Annotated in this window: 18 protein-coding genes; 13 read left to right on the top strand and 5 right to left on the bottom strand. The window is 71.0% G+C overall.

Going from position 1 to position 20450, the window contains the following annotated elements; translation table 11 throughout:
* Positions 1 to 108: 108 nt before the first annotated feature.
* A complete protein-coding gene (aspS, locus tag MA875_RS12310; protein WP_248242550.1) occupies positions 109 to 1449 on the bottom strand; it encodes an aspartate--tRNA(Asn) ligase in 1341 nt (446 codons plus the stop codon).
* Positions 1450 to 1568: 119 nt separating this feature from the next.
* Here aspS and MA875_RS12305 point away from each other — a divergent pair, with 119 nt between their 5' ends.
* The 6 genes from MA875_RS12305 to ccsB all read left to right on the top strand — a co-directional run bounded on the left by MA875_RS12305 (position 1569) and on the right by ccsB (position 7303).
* Positions 1569 to 2219, top strand: coding sequence for a DedA family protein (locus MA875_RS12305; RefSeq protein WP_248242549.1), 651 nt, complete (start codon positions 1569 to 1571; stop codon positions 2217 to 2219).
* Positions 2220 to 2317: 98 nt separating this feature from the next.
* Positions 2318 to 2947: a histidine phosphatase family protein gene (locus MA875_RS12300; protein ID WP_248242548.1), complete on the top strand. Its 630-nt coding sequence runs from the start codon at positions 2318 to 2320 to the stop codon at positions 2945 to 2947.
* Positions 2944 to 3564, top strand: coding sequence for a TlpA family protein disulfide reductase (locus tag MA875_RS12295; RefSeq protein ID WP_248242547.1), 621 nt, complete (start codon positions 2944 to 2946; stop codon positions 3562 to 3564). Before MA875_RS12300 ends, MA875_RS12295 begins: the two co-directional genes overlap by 4 nt.
* A complete protein-coding gene (locus MA875_RS12290) occupies positions 3561 to 4442 on the top strand; it encodes a cytochrome c biogenesis CcdA family protein (protein WP_248242546.1) in 882 nt (293 codons plus the stop codon). The genes MA875_RS12295 and MA875_RS12290 overlap by 4 nt, the downstream gene beginning before the upstream one ends.
* Positions 4423 to 6129 (top strand): cytochrome c biogenesis protein ResB, encoded by a 1707-nt coding sequence (gene resB / locus MA875_RS12285; protein ID WP_248242545.1) that lies wholly within the window; start codon positions 4423 to 4425, stop codon positions 6127 to 6129. The genes MA875_RS12290 and resB overlap by 20 nt, the downstream gene beginning before the upstream one ends.
* 142 nt (positions 6130 to 6271) lie before the next feature.
* Complete coding sequence (gene ccsB, locus MA875_RS12280) at positions 6272 to 7303, top strand: c-type cytochrome biogenesis protein CcsB (RefSeq protein ID WP_248242544.1); 1032 nt, start codon at positions 6272 to 6274, stop codon at positions 7301 to 7303.
* Between the two features lie 648 nt (positions 7304 to 7951).
* Here the strand turns inward: ccsB and MA875_RS12275 are convergent.
* Complete coding sequence (locus tag MA875_RS12275; protein WP_248242543.1) at positions 7952 to 10099, bottom strand: YhgE/Pip family protein; 2148 nt, start codon at positions 10097 to 10099, stop codon at positions 7952 to 7954.
* Positions 10096 to 12936, bottom strand: a complete 2841-nt coding sequence (locus tag MA875_RS12270) for an MMPL family transporter (RefSeq protein WP_248242542.1) — start codon at positions 12934 to 12936, stop codon at positions 10096 to 10098. The genes MA875_RS12275 and MA875_RS12270 overlap by 4 nt, the downstream gene beginning before the upstream one ends.
* Positions 12937 to 13057: 121 nt before the next feature.
* On the opposite strand from MA875_RS12270, the gene MA875_RS12265 reads away from it, so the two are divergent.
* Positions 13058 to 13693, top strand: a complete 636-nt coding sequence (locus tag MA875_RS12265; RefSeq protein ID WP_248242541.1) for a TetR/AcrR family transcriptional regulator — start codon at positions 13058 to 13060, stop codon at positions 13691 to 13693.
* A 10-nt stretch (positions 13694 to 13703) separates the two neighbouring features.
* On the opposite strand, the gene MA875_RS12260 is transcribed toward MA875_RS12265, so the two are convergent.
* Positions 13704 to 14684: an o-succinylbenzoate synthase gene (locus MA875_RS12260; RefSeq protein ID WP_248242540.1), complete on the bottom strand. Its 981-nt coding sequence runs from the start codon at positions 14682 to 14684 to the stop codon at positions 13704 to 13706.
* A gap of 79 nt (positions 14685 to 14763) precedes the next feature.
* Here MA875_RS12260 and MA875_RS12255 point away from each other — a divergent pair, with 79 nt between their 5' ends.
* The 6 genes from MA875_RS12255 (at position 14764) to MA875_RS12230 (ending at position 20104) form a co-directional block, all read left to right on the top strand.
* Positions 14764 to 15117, top strand: coding sequence for a PadR family transcriptional regulator (locus MA875_RS12255; protein ID WP_248242539.1), 354 nt, complete (start codon positions 14764 to 14766; stop codon positions 15115 to 15117).
* On the top strand, positions 15114 to 16085 hold the full coding sequence (locus MA875_RS12250; RefSeq protein WP_248242538.1) for a permease prefix domain 1-containing protein: 972 nt from the start codon (positions 15114 to 15116) through the stop codon (positions 16083 to 16085). Before MA875_RS12255 ends, MA875_RS12250 begins: the two co-directional genes overlap by 4 nt.
* A 124-nt stretch (positions 16086 to 16209) precedes the next feature.
* Positions 16210 to 17007, top strand: coding sequence for an LLM class F420-dependent oxidoreductase (locus tag MA875_RS12245; RefSeq protein ID WP_248242537.1), 798 nt, complete (start codon positions 16210 to 16212; stop codon positions 17005 to 17007).
* The gene (locus MA875_RS12240; RefSeq protein WP_248242536.1) at positions 17004 to 17927 is read left to right on the top strand and encodes a 1,4-dihydroxy-2-naphthoyl-CoA synthase; all 924 of its coding nucleotides are present in this window, start codon (positions 17004 to 17006) and stop codon (positions 17925 to 17927) included. The genes MA875_RS12245 and MA875_RS12240 overlap by 4 nt, the downstream gene beginning before the upstream one ends.
* Before the next feature lie 11 nt (positions 17928 to 17938).
* Positions 17939 to 19105 carry an AMP-binding protein gene (locus MA875_RS12235; protein WP_248242535.1) on the top strand — a complete coding sequence of 389 codons (1167 nt, stop codon included), beginning with the start codon at positions 17939 to 17941 and terminating at the stop codon, positions 19103 to 19105.
* 24 nt (positions 19106 to 19129) lie between these two features.
* Positions 19130 to 20104 carry a 1,4-dihydroxy-2-naphthoate polyprenyltransferase gene (locus MA875_RS12230; protein ID WP_248242534.1) on the top strand — a complete coding sequence of 325 codons (975 nt, stop codon included), beginning with the start codon at positions 19130 to 19132 and terminating at the stop codon, positions 20102 to 20104.
* Here MA875_RS12230 and MA875_RS12225 read toward each other — a convergent pair.
* On the bottom strand, positions 20068 to 20406 hold the full coding sequence (locus tag MA875_RS12225) for a DUF4229 domain-containing protein (RefSeq protein WP_248242533.1): 339 nt from the start codon (positions 20404 to 20406) through the stop codon (positions 20068 to 20070). The two genes, MA875_RS12230 and MA875_RS12225, sit on opposite strands and share 37 nt — an antisense overlap.
* Positions 20407 to 20450 lie beyond the last annotated feature (44 nt).

Genomic DNA, 20450 nt, shown 5'->3' with positions numbered 1-20450 from the left:
CGTGCGGTGCAGGGGACGAGAGGAAACTAGAAGCGCCCGGTTACCGGGCACACCGGCGCGGGTGAACGCGCGGTGAGCGCCCGGTGACGGTTCGCGGCGGCGACGCGCCTACGGCGCGAGCCGGGTCGGACCCCGGAACAGGAATGTGACCTCGCGGATCGACGACTCGCCGAGCAGCAGCATGAGCACGCGCGCGAGCCCCATGCCGAACCCCCCGTGCGGGGGCACGCCGTAGCGGAAGAAGTCGAGGTAGTGCTCCAGGCCCTCCAGCTCGAGGCCCTTCTCCTGAGCCTGCTTCTCGAGCACCTCGACGCGGTGCTCGCGCTGTGCGCCGGTGGTGATCTCGGTTCCGCGGTACAGCAGGTCGTAGCTCTTGGTGAGCCCCGACTCCTCGTCGCGCATGTGGTAGAACGGCCGGATCTCGGCGTGATAGTCGGTGACGAAGACGAAGTCGTGCCCGAAGGTCTCCTTGACGTACGCCGACAGCTGGCGCTCGCCCTCGGGGTCGAGGTCGCCGTCGGTGCGCGGGATCTCATAGCCGCGGGAGGCGACGATCTCGCGGGCCTCGGCGAGCGGGATGCGCGGGAAGGGCACCGCCGGCACCTCCACCTCGATGCCGAAGAGCTCGCGGATCTCGTCGCCGTGCTTGTCCTTGACCGTGGCGATGGCGGTGGCCAGGAGCTCCTCCTGCATGGCGGCGACGTCTTCGTGCGAGTCGATCCAGCTGATCTCGGCGTCGATCGAGGTGAACTCCGTGGCGTGGCGGCTGGTGAACGACGGGTCGGCGCGGAACGCGTCGGCGATCTCGAAGACCTTGCCGAAGCCGGCGGCCTGCGCCATCTGCTTGAAGTGCTGCGGGCTCTGCGCGAGATAGGCGGTCTGGTCACCGAAGTACTCGAGCTGGAAGAGCTCGGCGCGCGACTCCGACGGGCTCGCCATGAGCTTGGGGGAGTGGATCTCGATGTAGTCGCGCTCCACCCAGTACGACCGCATCGCGTGCTCGAGCGTGGTCTGCACGCGGAAGATGAGGTTGTTGCGGCGCTGACGGAGGTCGAGGAAGCGCCAGTCCATGCGCTTGTCCATGCCGCTGTCGGCGGCGATTGGGGTCTCGGGGAGCGCGGCGGCGGCGATCTCGAGCGACCCGATCTTCACTTCGACGCCGCCGAGCTTGACGCGCTCATCGTGCTTGAGCTCGCCCGTAACGGTCAGGAAGGTTCCCGTCGCGAGGCCGGAGATCGTCTCGGTGAGGGCGAGCGCCGCAGCATCCTGCTCCGACGGTTCCTCCGTCGGCCGGGTGGCGGGGTTGACCAGCTGCACCGCCCCGGTCTCGTCGCGCAGAATGACGAACTGCACCTTCTTCTGGTCTCGGACGGTCTCGACCCAGCCCGAGACGGTGACCGGCCCGTCGGCACGGCCCTGCAGTTGTTCCACCAGCACGCGTTCACTCACGAGGGTCGAGTCTAGTCGGCGGGTCACCGCGCCCCCGGGCCCGGAGCGGGGGATACCCCGAAGAAAACCCGGCGGCCGGCGCACAGGAGCCGGTGATCTCGATCGCATAGCCTGGGCGGATGACTTCGGGAAGCGACGGTTCGTGGCTGGGTGGGCTCATCGACTGGACCGTGTCGCTCATGGAGGTGATCGGCCCCGTCGGGGCCGGCATCGGGATCGCATTGGAGAACCTCTTCCCTCCGCTGCCGAGTGAGGTCATCCTGCCACTCGCAGGCCTGACGGCGAGCCGCGGTTCGTTCACCCTCGCCGAGGCGCTCATCTGGACCACGCTCGGATCGATCGTCGGTGCGTTCGTGCTCTACGGACTGGGCGCCTGGCTCGGCGTGGATCGCCTGCGCCGCATCGCCGAGCGCATACCGCTCATGAAGGGCGAGGACATCGACAAGACCGTGGCGTGGTTCCACCGCCACGGCGGCAAGGCCGTGTTCTTCGGTCGCATGGTGCCGCTCTTCCGCAGTTTCATCTCCATCCCCGCCGGAATCACCCGGATGCCGCTGTGGAAGTTCGGGCTCCTCACCGCCAGCGGGAGTCTCATCTGGAACACGATCTTCGTGCTGTCGGGGTTCTTCCTGGGCGAGGCCTGGCCCGTCGTAGAGCAGTACGCCGAGATCCTGCAGTACGTCGTGATCGCAGCCGTCGTCGTCGCCGTGGTGTGGTTCGTCGTCACGCGTGTCAGGGCGTTGAGGGCGGGACGCCAGGCGGACGCGTGAGCCGTCACGTCACGCCCGGCCTCGCCGTAGGGCGTCGATCTCTCGACACCGAGCCAGGTTCAGGATCTCCCCAGAAGCGGCGCCTTTAGACTGAGGACGTGCCCGCAGACCGCCTCCATCTCGTGCGTCACGGGGAGGTCGACAACCCCCGCCGCGTGCTGTACGGCCGTCTTCCCGGCTATGGATTGAGCCCCGAAGGGCGTCGGATGACACGTGAGGCGGCCGAATACGTCCGCGAGACCGGGCGGGGCGTCAGCCGCCTGGTGTGCTCGCCGCTCCAGCGGACCCGCGAGTCGGCCGAGCCCTTCACCGAGGCGTTCGGGCTCGAACCCGTCGTCGACGAGCGCGTCATCGAACCGACGAACGTGTTCGAGGGGAAGCGGATGTTCCGGGCGCTGCTCAACCCGTGGAACTGGCGGCACCTGCGCCGCCCCGCCCTCCCCAGCTGGGGGGAGCCCTACAACGAGGTGATCGCCCGCATGAACGCCGCGATGACCGAGGCGTGGGAGGCGGTGGACGGCGGCGATGTCGTGATCGTCTCGCACCAGCTGCCGATCTGGGTCACCCACCTCGCCGCGGCGGGCCTGCCGTCGCGGCACGATCCCCGCGAGCGCCGCTGCGCCCTGTCGAGTGTGACGAGCTTCGAGATGGTGAAGAACAAGTGGACCGAGGTCGGCTACGTCGAGCCAGCGAGTCTGGCCGGAGCACGGGACGAGGGAGCCGTATGACCGGGTTCCTGCGTCGCGGCCGTGCCGCAGCATCCGCTCTTCTCGCCCTCGTGCTGGTGGGCGGCCTCGCCGCCTGCACCAGCGATCCCCTCGCCGAGCAGTATCGCGAGGGCGCGAACACCGGATTCATCGCCGGCGACTTCCGGGTCGTCGAGATCCCCGAGGCCGAGCGCGGTGAGCCGGTGGCGTTCTCCGGCGTGCTCGACGACGGATCGACGGTCACCGAGGCCGATTACGCCGGCGAGGTGCTGGTCGTCAACTTCTGGTACGCCGCGTGCGCGCCGTGCCGGGTCGAGGCGCCGTTCCTCGAGGAGGTCAATCAGGCGTACGCCGATGCCGGCGTGTCGTTCCTCGGGGTGAACACCTACGACTCGGCCGAGGCCTCCCTGGCCTTCGCCGAGACCTACGGCGTGACCTATCCCAGCGCGCTCGCCGTGGAAGACGGCTCGACCAAGCTCGCCTTCGCCGAGCGCACGCCGCTGAACGCCACCCCCACCACGCTCGTGATCGACCGCGAGGGGCGCGTCGCGGCGCGCATCATCGGCCAGCTCGAGGACGCCTCGGTGCTCGACACGATCGTCGGCGAGTTGGCGGGGTCTACGGCGGGGTCGTCGTGAACATCTCCGCGCTGATCGCCGACGGTGCGCTCTGGCTCGCGCTGCCGATCGCGGTGGCCGCGGGGCTGGTGTCGTTCCTCTCGCCGTGCGTGCTGCCCCTCGTGCCCGGGTATCTCGGGTTCATCGGCGGTGCGGTCGCGCCGCGTTCGGCGCCGGTGCGCGCGGCGGCGCCGGCCGGCGCGCGGACGATCGGCCCGCGCGCGAACGATTCAGCCCCGGACGTCCTCGTCAGGGCCGATTCTCCGCGCGTGGACGCGGGCGGCGCCGTCGGAGAAGGGGATGCCACGGGCGTGCGCCCCGCCCGCGGACGCCTGGTGCTCGGCACCCTGCTCTTCATCGCCGGATTCACCGTGGTGTTCATGGCGATCAACATCTTCGGCGGCACCCTCGGCCGCTTCTTCGTCGAGTACACCGACCTCATCACGCGGGTGCTCGGCGTTGTGGTCATCCTTCTCGGCCTGGTGTTCATCGGCGTCTTCGGGTTCGCCCAGCGCATCGCGCGGCCCCAGATCCGCAGCAGCCTGGGTCTCGTCGGTGCGCCGCTGCTCGGCCTGGCCCTCGGGATCGGCTGGGCCCCCTGCATCGGCCCGACCCTGAGCGCCATCCTCGCGATGTCGTGGAACTTCGGCGACCCCGTGCGGGCCGGCATGCTCGGCCTGGCATATTCGCTGGGCCTCGGGATCCCGTTCGTCCTGCTCGCCCTCGGATTCGGGTGGGCGACGCGGTCGGTGGCGTTCCTGCGCCGGCACATCCGCACCGTCAACCTCGTCGGGGGCGCCCTCCTTGTGGTGCTCGGCCTGCTGATGGTCACCGGTGTCTGGACCGCGATCATGGCGCAGCTGCAGGGGGTGTTCCTCAGTGTCCCGCTCCCGCTCTGACGCCGGTGCCGGGGTGGCCGCGGATCCGCTGCGGCCCTCGGATCACGCCGACTCCGGATCATCCGCTCCCGACCAGCCGGCGCTCGGTCTCATCGGCTGGCTGCGCTGGGCGTGGCGCCAGCTGACGTCGATGCGCACGGCGCTCGTGTTGCTGCTCCTGCTCGCGATCGCCGCGGTGCCGGGGTCGATCTTCCCGCAGCGCAGCGCCGACCCGAACGGTGTCACGCAGTGGTTCACCGACAATCCCGACCTCGCGCCGGTGCTCGACAACCTGAGCCTGTTCGACGTCTACATCTCGCCGTGGTTCTCGGCGATCTACATCCTGCTGTTCATCTCCCTGATCGGGTGCGTCATCCCGCGCACCAAGCACCACTGGAAGGCCCTGCGCGCCCGTCCGCCCCGCACGCCCGCGCGGCTGGCCCGACTTGAGGACCATCGCGAGCGGGTCGTCCCGGTGCGCTCGGAGGATGCGGCGGATGACGCGCGCCTCGCGATCGACCTCGCGCACGATCAGCTGCGCCGGGCGGGCTACCGCGTCGAACGTTACGACGACGGGCTGTCGGTGTCGGCCGAGCGCGGGTACCTGCGCGAGACCGGGAACCTCCTCTTCCACGGCGCGCTCGTCGGCGTGCTGCTGGCCGTCGGCATCGGCGGCGGATTCACCTACACCGGGCAGAGCGTCATCATCGAGGGACGCACCTGGGTCAACTCGCTGCTGGACTACTCTTCGTTCAACCCGGGCCGGTTCGTCGACGAGGAGCAGCTCGTCCCCTATTCGATGACCCTCGAGGACTTCGAGGTGACCTACCAGCCGGTCGGCTCCAACGGCGCGGGGCAGGCCGGCGACTTCGCGGCGAACCTCACCACGCAGCTCGCCGGCGAGGAGCCGCAGGAGGGCGTCGTGCGCGTCAACGCCCCGCTCGAGCTCGCCGGAGACCGCATATACCTCATGGGCAACGGGTACGCCCCGACCCTCACGGTGCGCGACCCCGCGGGCGAGGTCGTGTTCTCCGAGGCGGTGCCGTTCCTGCCGCAGGACACCAACATGACCTCGCTCGGGGTGGTGAAGATCCCTGACGGGCTCTCGGAGCAGCTCGGCCTCGTCGGGTTCTTCTACCCCACCGAGGCGCCGCTGGATACCGGGGCGTTCACCTCGGCGTATCCCGCGCTCATCAACCCCGTCGTCTCGCTCGACGTGTACGAGGGCGACCTGGGGATCGACGGCGGCATTCCCCGCTCGGTATACGCGCTCGACACCGGCGACATGGAGCGGCTCACCGGCGGTGACACCGGCGTGGACTCGATCCAGCTCGCCCCGGGCGACACCGCCGACCTGCCCGGCGGGCGCGGCACGATCACGTTCGAGGACGAGGCCGGTGAGGGTGCCCAGGGGTACGACGAGTCGGTCAAGCGCTACGTGTCGCTGTCGGTGCACCGCGACGTGGGGGCGCCGTGGGTGCTGGCGTTCTCGGTGCTCGCCATGGCGGGGCTGCTGGCGGGACTCTTCGTGCCCCGGCGCCGCATGTGGGTGCGGGCGACCCCGGTCGCCGGCGACGGTGAGGGAGCCGTGAAGCTCGAGTACGCGGGTCTCGCCCGCGGCGAGGACCCGGGCCTGGCCGGTGCCGTCGACCAGCTCGCGCAGCGTCACGGCGACGCCGTGGCCGGCGTGCTTCGCGAGCGGGTGTAGCCCCGCGCGACCGTTCCACGGTCGCCCCACGCTCGCGCGCGCCCGCCCGCCCGCCCTGCCGCCGTGAACCCGCGGCGGCGGGATCTCACGACGGCGAACCAACCCCGGCTCGGCGTCGGACCCCGCGCGTAGACTGGGATCCATGCCCGACGCCACCCTGACGCTCGATTCGGTCTCGGTTCTGCTGGTCTGGACCGCCATCGCGATCTACGCCCTCGCCTTCGTCGCCTATGCGATCGACCTCGCCCGCCGATCAGCGTCGGCGATCGAGGAGAAGGATGCCGCGAGCGGCGCCGTCCGCACCGAGGCGCGCGAGCTCGTCGGGGCCGCCGCCGGAGGATCGACGACCCGAGCGCGAGGCGCGGGCGCCGTGACATCCGGCTCCGATTCGGTGTCGTGGACGCAGGCCGACGGTGCGAAGAAGCCCCGCCTCGTGTGGGCCCGTCTCGGGACGGTGCTGACCGTCCTGGGCTTCCTGTTCCACCTCGGCGCGACCGTCACGCGCGGCATCGCCGCCGAGCGGGTGCCGTGGTCGAACATGTACGAGTTCGCCCTGACCGGGACGCTCCTCATCATCGCGGTGTACCTCGCTGCGCTCGTGCGGTCGGATCTGCGCTTCCTCGGCTCGCTCATCACGGGCCTCACCGTGCTGCTCCTCGGCGGAGCGACGCTGGCGTTCTACGTCGAGATCGTGCCCCTGATGGACCCGCTCAAGAGCGTGTGGCTCGTCATCCACGTCTTCGTTGCATCGCTCGCGACGGCGCTGTTCGCGCTGGCGTTCGGGCTGTCGATCCTGCAGCTCATGCAGTCGCGTCGCGAGACGAAGGCCAAGGGCCCCGGCTTCCTGCGCACCCTGCCGCGGTCGGAGGCGCTGGAGTCGCTCGCCTACCGCTTCACGATCATCGGCTTCATGTTCTGGACGTTCACCCTCATCGCCGGCGCGATCTGGGCCAACGACGCCTGGGGCCGGTACTGGGGCTTCGACACCAAGGAAGTCTGGACGTTCGTCATCTGGGTGCTCTACGCCGGCTACATCCACGCGCGGGCGACGCGCGGCTGGCGCGGGTCGCGGTCGGCGTGGCTGTCGATCATCGGCTTCGCCGCCGTGCTGTTCAACTTCACGATCGTGAACATGTTCTTCAAGGGCCTGCACGCGTACAGCGGCCTGAGCTGAGCGCTCTGCGCGCTTCACCCGTGTGAAGACTCGGCTCCGGATGACTCGGGGCAGCGTTCTCCGACGACCCGCGTCCTGCCCGCGCCGCCACCCGCACTCGCGACGGATCGGCCGCACCCGTTGTCGGGCGCGCCCGTACCGCGTGCACCGGCTCCCCCGACGACATACGCCCCTCCCCGGGGCCGTGGAAGGGCGTTTCGTGACGGGGGAGCGGGGAGGGTGAGGCGTAAACGCGCCCGCGCACCGCAAAGCCAGGGGACCCCGGTCGTGCCCGCTGTCGGGCGCGCCCGAAACCACGTGCACCGGTTCCCCCGACGACTTACGCCCTCCCCGACGCGCTGGAGGGGCGTTTCGTGCCGGGGGAGCGGGGAGGGTGAGGCGCCACCGCGCAACCGCACGCCGCACACCGCGAAGCCCGCGACCCGTCAGAAAACGCGGCTTCGGCTCGCTCGAGGCCGCATTCATTGACGGGTCGCGATGATTCGGGGTCGCTTTCCCACAGTGCCCGAGCCGCCGGGGCGGCACTCGCCGAGGGTAGGGATGCCGCGGGGGCGCGTGCGGCGACGGCCCGGCTCCGCGGCGAGGGCCAAGGCCTCACGCCGGAACGGGTCGGAGGGGCGGGCGAGAGCCCCGCAGCACCCCGCCGCGTCAGGCAGGCGCGGGTGCGGCCTTCAGCGATCGGGCCGAGACGGTGCGCCGACGCGCGACCGCCAGGACCGTCGCGAGCAGGGCCAGGACCGTCCACACGAGAAGACCGCCGAGCCCCGCGCCGAGACCACCGGCCGAGGTGAGCGCCGCGAGCATGCCCTGGTAGGCCGGGGCGGTCGGCAGGAGCGATGCGACGGAGGTCAGCGCCCCCGGCACGGTCGAGACCACCCCGGTCGCGACGACGAGCACGCCGACGAGCGCCGAGATCCAGCGGCCGACGCCTCCGAACACCGCGACGAGCGCCTGGTTCACCGCGGCGAAGGCGACACCAGCGACGACGCAGACCGCGGCGAAGACCGTCCACTCTCCCCAAGTGTACGACGCCGCGAGCTGCACGATGCTGGCGATCAGCACACCCTGCACGGCGCCGATGACGGCCGCCGGAAGGAATCCGCGAAGCGCCAGCATCGCCGAGGGCGCCCTCGACGTCAGCGCGCGCCGTGACACCGCCTGCAGCGCCACGAATGTGCCGAGGCCGCCGAACCACAGCGCGAGCGTCGACAGCAGCGGGATCGCCGAGGCCCCGAAGAGGTTGTCGCCCACACCGCGAGCGGCGACAGGATCGGCCACCACCGTGGCGAGATCGGTTGCCTCGCCATCGGTGTAGGTCGGGATCTCCTCCGTCGCCGTCGCCAGTCCGTCGGCAAGGCTCGTCGTGCCGTCGGCGACCTCGGCCGCACCCTCGCTCAGCCCCTGCACGCCGTCGGCGAGCGACTGCGCGCCCTCAGCGGCCTGGCCGGCGCCGCTCGCAAGCGCACCCGCACCGCTGCCGATCTGGGTTGCCCCCGAGGCCAGCTGGCCTGCGCCCGCCGCCGACTGGTCCGTCCCGGCCTGGAGCTGGTCGAGACCCGACGCGAGCGAGTCGACGCCGTCGGCGGTCTGTCGGAACTGCCCGACGAACTGCGCGGTCGCCTCGGCGTTGAACCGCTCCAGCACCACCGGAACCGTCCCGGCATCGGTCGCCGCCTGGGTCGCCGACCCCTGCGCGATCCCCCCGACCTCCCCAGCCGAGCCGCCGATGCCGATCGCCACCTCACCACCGGCCGTCGCGGCGGCGGCGACGCGCTCGCAGTACGCCGGGCTCGCGCCCGACGCCGCACAGTCGGCCGCCAGGGCCGCGAGCGTTCCCGAAAGGGTCCCGGCGCTCTGCGCCACGCCGCCGAGCGTCTGCGCGGCACCGCCGATCTCGGTCGCCACGGTCACCGTCGACGCCGCCGCGACATCCGCGAAGCCCGACACCTGCGCCGGCACGAGCCCGTCCCGCTCCAGCTGGTCGGCGCCGCCCCGCAGCCCCCCCGAGATCTGCCGCGCCCCGTCGGCTGCTCCGCCGATGCCGCCGCCGATCTGCACGAGCCCGCCCTGCAGCGCCGAGGCGCCCTGCGAGAGCCCCGTCGCCCCGGTCGCGAGCTGTGAGGCCCCCGACCCGAGCTGCGCGATGCCGCCCGGCAGCTCCGCCGCGCCATCGGCTGCCTGCGACGCGCCGTCGGCGAGCTGGCCCGCGCCGTCGGCGAGCTGATCGGCCCCGGAGGCCGCCTCGCCGAGCTGCTCGCCGAGCGTGGTGAACCCGAGGAAGACGTTCTCGAGATACGTCTCCGACAGCTGCTGCCCCACGAGCGAGGCGGCGGTCGTCGTCACCTGCGCGGTGATCGCGTCGTCGACCACGCGGCTGTCGGGCGGGGTCGTGACCTCGATGGTGGCCTGCTCGGGCGTCTCACCCGGCTGCGTCGAGGTCGCTGCCGCAGAGAAGTTGGACGGGATCGTCACCACCGCGGCGTAGGTGCCGTCCGCGAGACCCTCGGCGGCGTCGTCCTCGTTCGAGATCGTCCAGGTGAGGTTGCTCTCGAGGTCATCCGACCCCTCGACGAGCCCGGCGCTCAGCTGGCGTCCGAGCGGCACGGTCTGTCCGTCGATCTCGACGGGCTCGTCCTCGTTCACGATCGCCGCGTTCAACTGATCGAGTCGCTCGGTGGGGTTGTAGAGAGCGGCGACGAGAATGCCGCCGACGATCACCGGCAGCAGCAGCACGCCGAGGATCGTCAGCCACGTCACCGGCTTCGGGTTGCGCGCGCGTTCGAGGGGAAGACTCATGAGAACACCTCATCGAAGGGGGAGGTCGAAGACGCTGCGTCGTCGGAGCGCGAAGAACGGGACGAGCGGGAGAGGACGGATGCCGCGGGGGGGCCGCTCACCGACAGCACCGTGACGGCGGAGCGGCCGGCGTCGACGAGCGCGCGCTCGGCGAAGGCGGCATCGCTGGCCGAGACGATGAGGGTGACCTCGCCACTCCGGCGGAGCACCTCGAGCGACTGGTCCCGAGCGGCCAGCGACTGCGTCTCGATGGAATCCAGCGCGTCGACAACCACCACTCGGCTGCCGCCGTCGAAGGCCTCGCGGAGCTCGCCGGCGGGGTCGTCGTTGTTGTGGAGGAGCGCGACCCCGACCCGGGGGCGCACCCAGGCGGAGCGCTCGGGGAGGAGATGCCCCTCGACCTTGATCCGCCCCTGGGTGGGCGCGAGGCGCCCAGCGATGGTGAGGAGGAGGCCGCGCGCGGCACGCGCGTCGTCGGAGGTGACGATCAGTGTCGACCCCGCCTCGAGGCGGAAGGATGCCCCGGAGTACACCACGCCCTCGCGGCGGTCGCCTGCGTAGGCGACCCCGACGTCCTCCGCCACCACGGCGGCGGTGGTGTCGCGCTCGGGCCAGTCCTCGAGCGCGATCTCGCGCTCGACGGCCTCACCCTCGATGTCGAAGTGCGGCAGCATCCGGTCCAGCACCTTCGGGAACCACCACGCCCTGTCTCCCAGGAGGGTCATCACCGCCGGTACGAGCGTCATGCGCACGAGGAACGCGTCGACGGCGATGCCGACGGCAAGACCCAGGGCGATCGGCTTGATCGACGTGTCTCCCTCGGGCACGAACGCGGCGAACACGGCGAACATGATCACCGCCGCCGCCGTGACCACGCGGGCCGATGCGGTGAAGCCCGAACGCACGGCGCCGACGGCGATCTCGCGCAGCTCCTCACGGGTGGGGGTGCGGCCGAGGCGCCGGCGGGCGTGGACGTAGTCCTCGCGCATGCGCGAGACGAGGAACACCTCATAGTCCATCGCGAGGCCGAACAGCACGCCCATGAGAATGATGGGCATGAAGCTGATGACCGGGCCCGTGCGCGACACGTGCAGCAGGTCGGCGAACCAGCCCCATTCGAACACCGCGGCGACGGCGCCGAAGCCCGTCGCGACCGACAACAGGTAGCCCGCGGCGGCCTTCAGCGGCACCCAGATCGAGCGGAAGACGATCATCAGCAGGATGAGCGAGAGCCCGACGACGAAGATGCCGAAGGGGAGCAGGGCCTCGCCGAGCCGATCGGAGATGTCGATGGCGACGGCGGTGAACCCGGTGACCTTCAGATCGACCCCGTACTCGTCCAGGAGCCGATCGTGCTGGGCGCGGAGTTCGCGGACAAGGTCGGCGGTGGCAGGGTCGTCGGGTGCGGTCTCGGGGATGATCTGGATGATGCCGGTGTCGGCTGTCTCGTTGGGGGTGGCCAGGGCCACCTCCGCCACCCCGGGCACCTGCTCGATCTCTGCGGCGAGGTCGTCCATGAGGCCGAGCGGATCGGTCGAGGTGACGATCGTGCCGGTCATGATGAGCGGGCCGTTGGCGCCGGGCCCGAACTTCTCGGCGACGAGGTCGTAGGCCTGGCGTGCCTCGCTCTCCTCGCTCTGCATCCCGGCGTTCGGGAGGGCGAGGGTGAGGCTCGCGGCCGGGATGGCCGCCGCGCCGAGAGCGGCGACGACGGCGATGGTCGTGACGAGGGGACGGCGCGTGACGAGCATGACCCAGCGGTTGGGCCTCTTCGTGCCGTCCGCCCGGAGCGACCTGGGCGCTTTCCGCCGCTTCCAGCCGATGACCCGACCCCCCGCGAACCCGAGCAGAGCCGGGGTGAGGGTGAGGGCGACGACCACGGCGATCGCGACGGCGACGGCGGCGGCGATCCCCATCGTGGTGAGGAACGGGATGCCGGCGAAGGAGAGACCGATGAGGGCGATGAGCACGGTCACACCGGCGAAGACCACCGCCGAACCGGCTGTGCCGGTCGCCCGCGCGGCCGACTCCTCGGGCTCCATGCCGGCCCGTACCTGGTCCTGATGTCTCGCGACGATGAAGAGGGAGTAGTCGATGCCGACAGCGAGTCCGAGCATCACCGCCAGCAGCGGCGTGGTCGACGAGATGGTCGTGAAGACGGTGGCGACGAAGATGAGTGCGACGGCGAGTCCCACGCCGATGATGGCGCTGATGAGCGGGAACCACGCCACCGCGATCGAGCGGAACGTGATCATGAGCACGAACAGCGCGATGAGCACGCCGATCGCCTCGATGATCGTCAGCGTCGGCACCGCGGTGGAGAACAGGTCGCCGCCCAGGGCCGCCTGAGACCCGGCGGGCAGGGACTCCGCGAGGTCGTCGGCGATCGCCTCGGCCGAGGCGACGGTCTCATCGGAGATCTCGGTGGCCTGTCCCTCGAACTGCATGCGGATGATGGCGGCGGTGCCGTCATCGGACAGCAGGCCGCTGATCGTGTCGTCGTAGGGGTCGGTGACGGCGATGACGTCGTCGAGGTCGGAGAAGTCCGCCACGGCGTCGTTGATCGCGCCGCGGTACGCGTCATCGTCGATCCGGTCGCCGTCGGCGGCGACCACGACGAGCTGGGCGCTCGTGCCGCTCACCTGCGGGAAGGTGCGGTTCAGCTCCTCCAGCCCCTCCTGCGCCTCGGTGCCGGGGATCGAGAAGGAGTTGTCGGTGCCCTGCGAGAACAGGGCGGCCCCGCCGCCGGCCAGCACCAGCAGCAGCACCCAGGTGACGAGCACCTTCCACGGCCGGCGGAACGACCAACGTCCGAGTGCGTACAGCAGTGTGGACACGAACGCCTCCAGAGAACGGGATCAGATATCGATACAGCGTTGTATCCAATACACAGGTGTATCGTAAAGCGCGTCCCGAGCGCCAGTCTGGGGACTTCCCGTGAAAGCCGAAGGAGGATCGATGGCGACGAGCACCACCCCTGCGCGCCGTCGCGACGCCACGCGTCAGCGTCTGCTGGATGCCGCCGGCGAAGTCTTCGCCGAGTCGGGCCTGGATGCCGCCTCGGTCGAGGCGGTGTGCGAACGTGCGGGGTTCACCCGCGGCGCGTTCTACTCCAACTTCGACAGCAAGGAGGAGCTCTTCCTGGAGCTCGCGGCACGGGTGTGGGAGGCACGGATCGACGCCGTGGCGGTGCGCGTGGCCGAGCTCGAGGACGGGGGGCACCTCGAGGTGACGACCGACGCGATCCAGGCCGTGGTGCAGCGCGTGCTCGATGGCCCCGCCGAAGACCGACTGGGTGTGCTGCTCATGAGCGAGATCCGCATGCATGCGCTGCGCAACCCGCGCTTCGCGGACGGCTTCCTCCGCCAGCAGGATGAGATGCACGCCAGCGTCGCGCGGATCATCGATGACATCGGCCGATCTACCGGGGTGCGCTTCCGCGTCCCCGCCGCCGACGCGGCGCGGCTGTTCATCTCCTCGTGGGAGTCGACGCTCGTCCGCTCCGTGATGGCGGGACTCGGCGACGACGAGCGTGAGCAGCGGTGCCGAGCCGAGGTGGCGCAGATCGCGCACCTCGTGCTCGCAGGCGACTGACGAACGGGATTCAGCCGCTCGCGAGGAGGGCGTGGCAGCGCGCGATGCGCTCCGCCCACCAGCGCCGACGCTCGGCGTCGACAGCCCGCCGCTCGAGCAACGCGGGGTCGGGGACGGGGCGGCGAACCGGCAGCGCCCCGTCGTGTGCGGCGTAAGCTGCGACATCCTCGGCGAAGAGGGCTCCGGTGCCCAGGCCGCAGTCGTAGGGCAGGTCGGGGAGGGATGCCGCCAGGGCCGCCCCCATCGACAGGCCGACGGCCGAGTCCAGCGCGCTGGAGACGACGACCGGGAGCCCGGCCTCGGCGACGATGTCGAGCGCCCGACGGATGCCGCCGAGCGGCTGCACCTTGATCACGAGAAGGTCGGCCGCGCCGGCCCGCGCCACGGCGAGCGGGTCGTCGGCTTTGCGGACGCTCTCGTCGGCGGCGACGGGGATGTCCAGGCGCGCGATGCGTCGCCGCAGCTCGGCGAGTTCGTCGATGCTCGCGCACGGCTGCTCGACGTACTCGAGGTCGTGATGCTCCATCGCCCGGACCGCGTGCTCGGCCTCGTCGAGGTTCCAGGCGCCGTTGGCGTCGATGCGGATGCGGCCCTCGGGCCCCATCGCGTCGCGCACGGCCGCCACGCGGGCGACGTCGTCGGCGAGGCGCTGGCCGGGGTCGGCGACTTTCACCTTGGCGGTGCGGCAGCCGGGGAAACGGGCGAGCACGTCGGGGACGGATGCCGCGGGCACCGCCGGCACCGTCGCATTCACCGGGATGCTGTCGCGGTGCGCAGGGGGAGGGGACGACCACCCGTATTCGAGGGTGGCGGCGAGCCACGCGCTGGACTCCCGGTCGTCGTACTCCACGAACGGCGAGAACTCCGTCCACCCCTCCGGCCCCTCGATGAGGGCCAGCTCGCGGGTGTCGATGCCGCGGAAGCGGGCGACGAGCGGAAGGGCGACGACGTGGAGCCTGTCGAGCACCTCGTCGAGCGGAGGGAGCGTCATCCCCCCAGTGTGGCCGCAATCGCGGCATCCATCATCGTGTCATTGACGATAGTGTGTGACACACAGTACAGTGTGAGCCATGAGCGAGACCGGAGCCCTCGACACCCACCTGCAGGAGCTGCGTCGCGGCACCGTCGTGCTGGCGTGCCTGCGGCTGCTGCGGGCACCTGGGTACGGCTACGGGCTGCTCGAGGAGCTGCAGACACGCGGCTTCGACGTCGACGCCAACACCCTGTACCCCCTGCTCCGACGCCTGGAGAAGCAGGGGCACCTCTCCAGCGAGTGGAACACCGACGAGGCCCGGCCTCGCAAGTTCTACCGCACGAGCGCCGAGGGAGCGCGGCTCGCCGCCGCCCTCAGCGCCGACTTCGACGCGCTCGCTCGCGCGATCGCCGCCCTTCCCGCCCCTCCGTCTCCTGAGGACACGCCATGACCATCACCCTGACCGACCGCTACATCGACGCCGCGATGCGCACGGTGCCCGAGAAGCAGCGCCCCGATCTCGCCGCCGAGCTGCGCGGGTCGATCGACGACCAGATCGACGCCCGCGTTTCGGCCGGCGAGGACCCCGTTGCGGCTGAACGTGCGGTGCTGACAGCCCTCGGCGATCCCGAAGTGCTCGCCGCGCGATACACCGAGCGCCCGCTGCACCTCATCGGTCCGCGGTACTTCCTCGACTGGTGGCGGCTGCTGAAGCTGCTGCTGGCCATCGTGCTGCCCTTCACCGCGCTCGGTGTCTCGATCGGTCAGGTGCTCAGCGGCGCCGGATTCGGCGAGGTGGTCGGGGAAGTCGTGGTCGTGCTTCTCCAGGTCACCGTCAACCTGGGCTTTTGGACCGTGCTGGTCTTCGCCATCGTCGAACGCACCGTCACCCGTCGCACCGACATGGGGTTCAGCGAGTGGTCGCTCGACCGGCTCCCCGAGCCGCGCGAGCGCGGTGCCGGGTTCGGCGACATGATGGGGAACCTGATCTTCCTGGCGCTGGGCGCCGGTGCGCTCCTGTGGGATCGCTTCGTCGGATTCGTCCCGAGTGAGCCGGGGCTGTCCTTCTTCGACCCCGATCTGTGGCCGTGGTGGTTCCTGGGGCTCTTCGCTCTGATGGCGGTTGAGGCCGCGCTAACCGTGGTGGTGTACCTCGTGGGTCGCTGGACGGTGCCGCTGGCTCTCGTGAACCTCGTGCTGAATCTCGTGTTCACCCTTGTCGCGCTGTGGCTGCTGTTCCAGGGGAGCCTGCTGAACCCCGAGTTCTTCCCGACGATCATCGGTTCGGACGGCGAGACCGTCGCGGGGATCCTGCGGGTCCTCGCCGGATTCGGCATCGTCGCGATCGCCGGGTGGGACACCGCCGACGCGTTCCTCAAGGCCCGGGCGGGGCGCGGTGGGGCGATGCTCGGCCGCTGACCGGACCTCATGTCGGGGTTTCGCAGGCTCCCGCCGTGCGATTTCTGCGTAACCCCGACATCACCCGGTGAGCCCCGACATCGGTCGCGATCCGCGGCTGCGCCCCGCGTTCTAGGCTGGCGACATGCTTCTCGACACCCCCGTGCGCCTCGGCGTGCAGATCCAGCCCCAGCACGCGACCTACCCGCAGATCCGCGACGCGGTCCTGCGCCTGGAGGAGATGGGCGTGGACATCCTGTTCAACTGGGACCACTTCTTCCCGCTCTTCGGCGACCCCGACGGCCTGCACTTCGAGTCGTGGACCATGCTCGGCGCCTGGGCCGAGCAGACCGAGCGGGTCGAGTTCGGGGCGCTCGTGAACTGCAACAGCTATCGCAACGCCGACCTGCAGGCCGACATGGCCCGCACCCTCGACCACATCAGCGGCGGCCGGTTCATCTTCGGAACGGGTTCGGGATGGTTCGAGCGCGACTACACCGAGTACGGCTACGAGTTCGGCACGGCCGGGTCGCGGCTGAACGACCTCGCCGAGGGCCTCCAGCGCGTGGTCGCACGGTGGGGCAAGCTCAACCCGGCACCCACCCGCGACATCCCGATCATGATCGGCGGGAAGGGCGAGCAGAAGACCCTGCGCCTGGTCGCCCGTCACGCGCACATCTGGCACAGCTTCGTCACCCCCGACGAGCTCCGGCACAAGCTCGGCGTCATCGAGAACTGGGCGGAGAAGGAGGGCACGGATGTCTCGGGCCTCGTCGTCTCGAACGACCTGCAGCGCCGCGACCAGTCCGACGCCGACGCCCTCTTCGACGCGGGAGTGCGGCTGTTCACCCTCGGGTGGGCGCCCTCCGAGGCGGACTACGACGGGATCGCCGGGTGGCTGCGCTGGCGCGACGCCAAGAACGGCACGGGGAGCGCGGTGTGACAACGCCCGCGGTCTCCGATCTCTTCGATGCGGCCGAGTGGGTCGCCGCGCCGGGCGCGGAGCGGTACACCGACATCACCGCGCACGTCTCCACCGACGGCCGCGTCGCGCGTATCGCGTTCGATCGGCCCGAGGTGCGCAACGCCTTCCGCCCCCGCACGGTCGACGAGCTGTACGACGCCCTCGACCTCGCCCGGCAGGACCCGCGCATCGGGGTGGTGCTGCTCACCGGCAACGGGCCGAGCCCGAAGGACGGCGGCTGGGCGTTCTGCTCGGGCGGCGATCAGCGCATCCGGGGACGGACCGGCTACCAGTACGACGGGACGGATGACGCGAGCGAGGCGTCCGGCGAGATGCGGGCCGCGCTCGGACGCCTGCACATCCTCGAGGTGCAGCGTCTGATCCGCTTCATGCCCAAGGTGGTCATCGCGGTGGTGCCCGGGTGGGCGGCCGGTGGCGGGCACTCGCTCCACGTCGTGTGCGACCTCACCATCGCCAGCCGCGAGCACGGCCGCTTCAAGCAGACCGACGCCGATGTGGGATCGTTCGACGCCGGCTACGGCTCGGCGTTCTTCGCCCGGCAGATCGGCCAGAAGTTCGCGCGCGAGGTGTTCTTCCTCGCCGAGGAGTACTCCGCCGAGCGCGCCTACGAGATGGGCGCGGTGAACCGTGTGGTCGACCACGCCGACCTCGAGCGCGAGGCGCTGGCGATGGCCCGCGTCATCCTCACGAAATCGCCGACGGCGATCCGGATGCTGAAGTTCGCCTTCAACGCCGTCGACGACGGCATCGCCGGCCAGCAGCTGTTCGCCGGCGAGGCGACGCGCCTGGCCTACGGCACCGATGAGGCGGTCGAGGGCCGCGACGCCTTCCTGCAGAAGCGCGACCCCGACTGGTCGCCCTACCCCTGGCACTACTGACGGATCCGGCGGTGAAGCTCCACCCGGTCGACGGCGACGATCCCCGCGACATCCTCCCCGCCCTGCGGGCCGCGGTCCTGGGCGCAGGCCCGGCTCTCGGGCTCGGGATGACCGGGGCCGACACCGGCGCCGACGCGGAGGAGGTCCCGGCGGGCACCGCCGTGGTGGTCACGACGTCGGGGTCGACCGGAATCCCCAAGCGCGTCGTCCTCAGCCGGTCGGCGCTCACCGCCAGTGCGCTGGCCACCGCCGCGCGGATCGGAGACGGCGCGTGGCTGCTGGCCCTCCCGGCGAGCTACGTCGCGGGATTGCAGGTGCTCGTCCGCTCGCTCGTCGCCGATCGGCAGCCTGGGCTGCTGTCGGGGCCGTTCCAGCCGCAGGCGTTCGCCTCGGCCGCGCTCATGCTCGTCTCCAGCGAGAACGGCCGGCGGGTCCCGACCTTCACCTCCCTCGTCCCCGCCCAGCTGATCCGGCTCCTGGACGCCGCCGACGACGACGCGTCGGTGCGCGCCGCCCTGCGCTCCTTCGAGGCGATCCTCATCGGCGGTCAGGCCCTTCCCGCTGCGGTGCTCGAGCGGGCCGAGAGTGCGGGCGCGCGGATCGTCCGCACCTACGGCGCGACCGAGACCAGCGGCGGCTGCGTCTACGACGGCGTCCCGCTGGACGGGGTCGGGGTGCGGATCGAAGGCAGGGAGGTGCAGCTGTCGGGTCCGACTCTCGCCGAGGGATACCTCGGCGATCCGGCGCGCACCGACGCCGCGTTCCCCACCGATCCGGACGGGACCCGCTGGTATCGCACCGGCGACGCCGGGCTCATCGACGACGGGGCGCTGCGGGTGCGCGGGCGCCTGGACAACGTCATCGTCTCGGGCGGCATCAACGTCTCGCTCGACCGGGTCGAACGCGTGGTGCGATCGGTGGCGGGCCTTCACTCCGCCGTCGTTGTCGGAGTGCCGGATGACCGCTGGGGCGAGGCATCGGTGATCGTCGCCGCGCGCGGCGAGGCGCTCCGCCGCAGCGAAGCGACCCAGCTCACCGAGGCCCGGGCGGCCGTGGCCGCCGAGATCGGCGCCCACGCCCGCCCCTCCCGCCTCATCCTCGTCGACGAGATCGCCGCCCTGCCGTCGGGCAAGCCCGACCGGGAGGCCATCCGACGGCTCGTGGCGGGGCACCGATAGCGTCCAGCCCTAGGATGTGACCTCGTGGCACGAACCTCCAGCAAGAAGCGCAAGCGTTCGGCATCCCGTCCCCGTCCCGGCGGCAACCCGCAGCGTCAGCCGGTGGCCCCGACCCGTGCACCGCAGAAGGCGACCGCGCGCGACTGGATCGGCGCTGCGCGCCTGCGCACCCTGCCGCTCGCGGTCACCCCGGTGCTCATCGGCACGGGCGCCTCGATGCTCGTGCTCGACGCGCTCCGCTGGGTGGTGGCACTGTGCTGCCTGGCGGTGGCTGTGTGCCTCCAGATCGGCGTCAACTACGCCAACGACTACAGCGACGGCATCCGGGGCACCGACGACTTCCGTGTCGGCCCCGCACGCCTCACCGGCGCCCGGAAAGCCAAGCCCCGCACGGTGCTCGTCGTCGCCCTGGTCTTCTTCGGCCTCGCCGCCGTCGCGGGCCTGGCCGTCGTCATCCGCACGCAGCAGTGGTGGCTTCTGCTCGTGGGCGCCGTGTGCATCGTCGCCGCCTGGTTCTACACCGGAGGCAAGCGTCCCTACGGCTACTACGGCCTCGGGGAGATCGTCGTCTTCGTCTTCTTCGGGCTCGTCGCGACCCTCGGCACCACCTGGGTGCAGGCGCTCGCCCTGCCGCAGGAGGCCTGGTTCGGAGCGGTGGGCGCGGGGCTGTTCGCCTGTGCCGTGCTGCTGGCGAACAACCTCCGCGACATCGAGCAGGACCGCGCGGCCGGCAAGCGCACCCTGTCGGTGCTCATCGGTCGCCGCGGCTCGCAGGTGCTCTTCACCGTGCTGATCCTCGTGCCCTTCGTCATCTCGGGTTGGATCGCGCTGTTCTACCCGATCGCGTGGCTGACCCTGTTCGGCCTCCTCGCGGCACTGCCCGCGGTGCTCATCGTCTGGACCTACCGGCTCCCGCGGGAACTGGTCGTCGCCCTCGCGCTGAGCTCGCTGGCGTCGCTGGCCTACGGCGTGTTCTTGTTCTGGGCCTTCGTCGGCTGATCGACGGCCTGCTCCCGCGCCATGGCGTCGGCCGCGGCATCCTCGTCCCCGGCGTCGGCATCGACGGCCGCCTTCTGAGCCCGCGTCGCGCGCTCGCGGCGGTTCGCGCCGAGCGATGAGGTGACATCGTTCAGGGGACGGCGGAGGAAAAGCAGCGACAGGCTCAGCCCGATGAGGGCGGCGAAGATCGCGGCGAGCCAGTAGAGCTGCTGGAAGATCGGGAAGAGCATCATGATCCCGAAGGGGACCAGGAAGGCCAGCAGCCGCAGCACGGAGTAGACCAGGGCGGAGCGGGCTTTCACCCTTTCAGTTTACGTCGGGCTCCCCGAGGCTCTCCCCCCGAGAC

Source organism: Microbacterium kunmingense (assembly GCF_023155745.1).
Classification (GTDB): domain Bacteria; phylum Actinomycetota; class Actinomycetes; order Actinomycetales; family Microbacteriaceae; genus Microbacterium; species Microbacterium kunmingense.
This window is presented reverse-complemented; position numbering and strand designations above follow the sequence as displayed.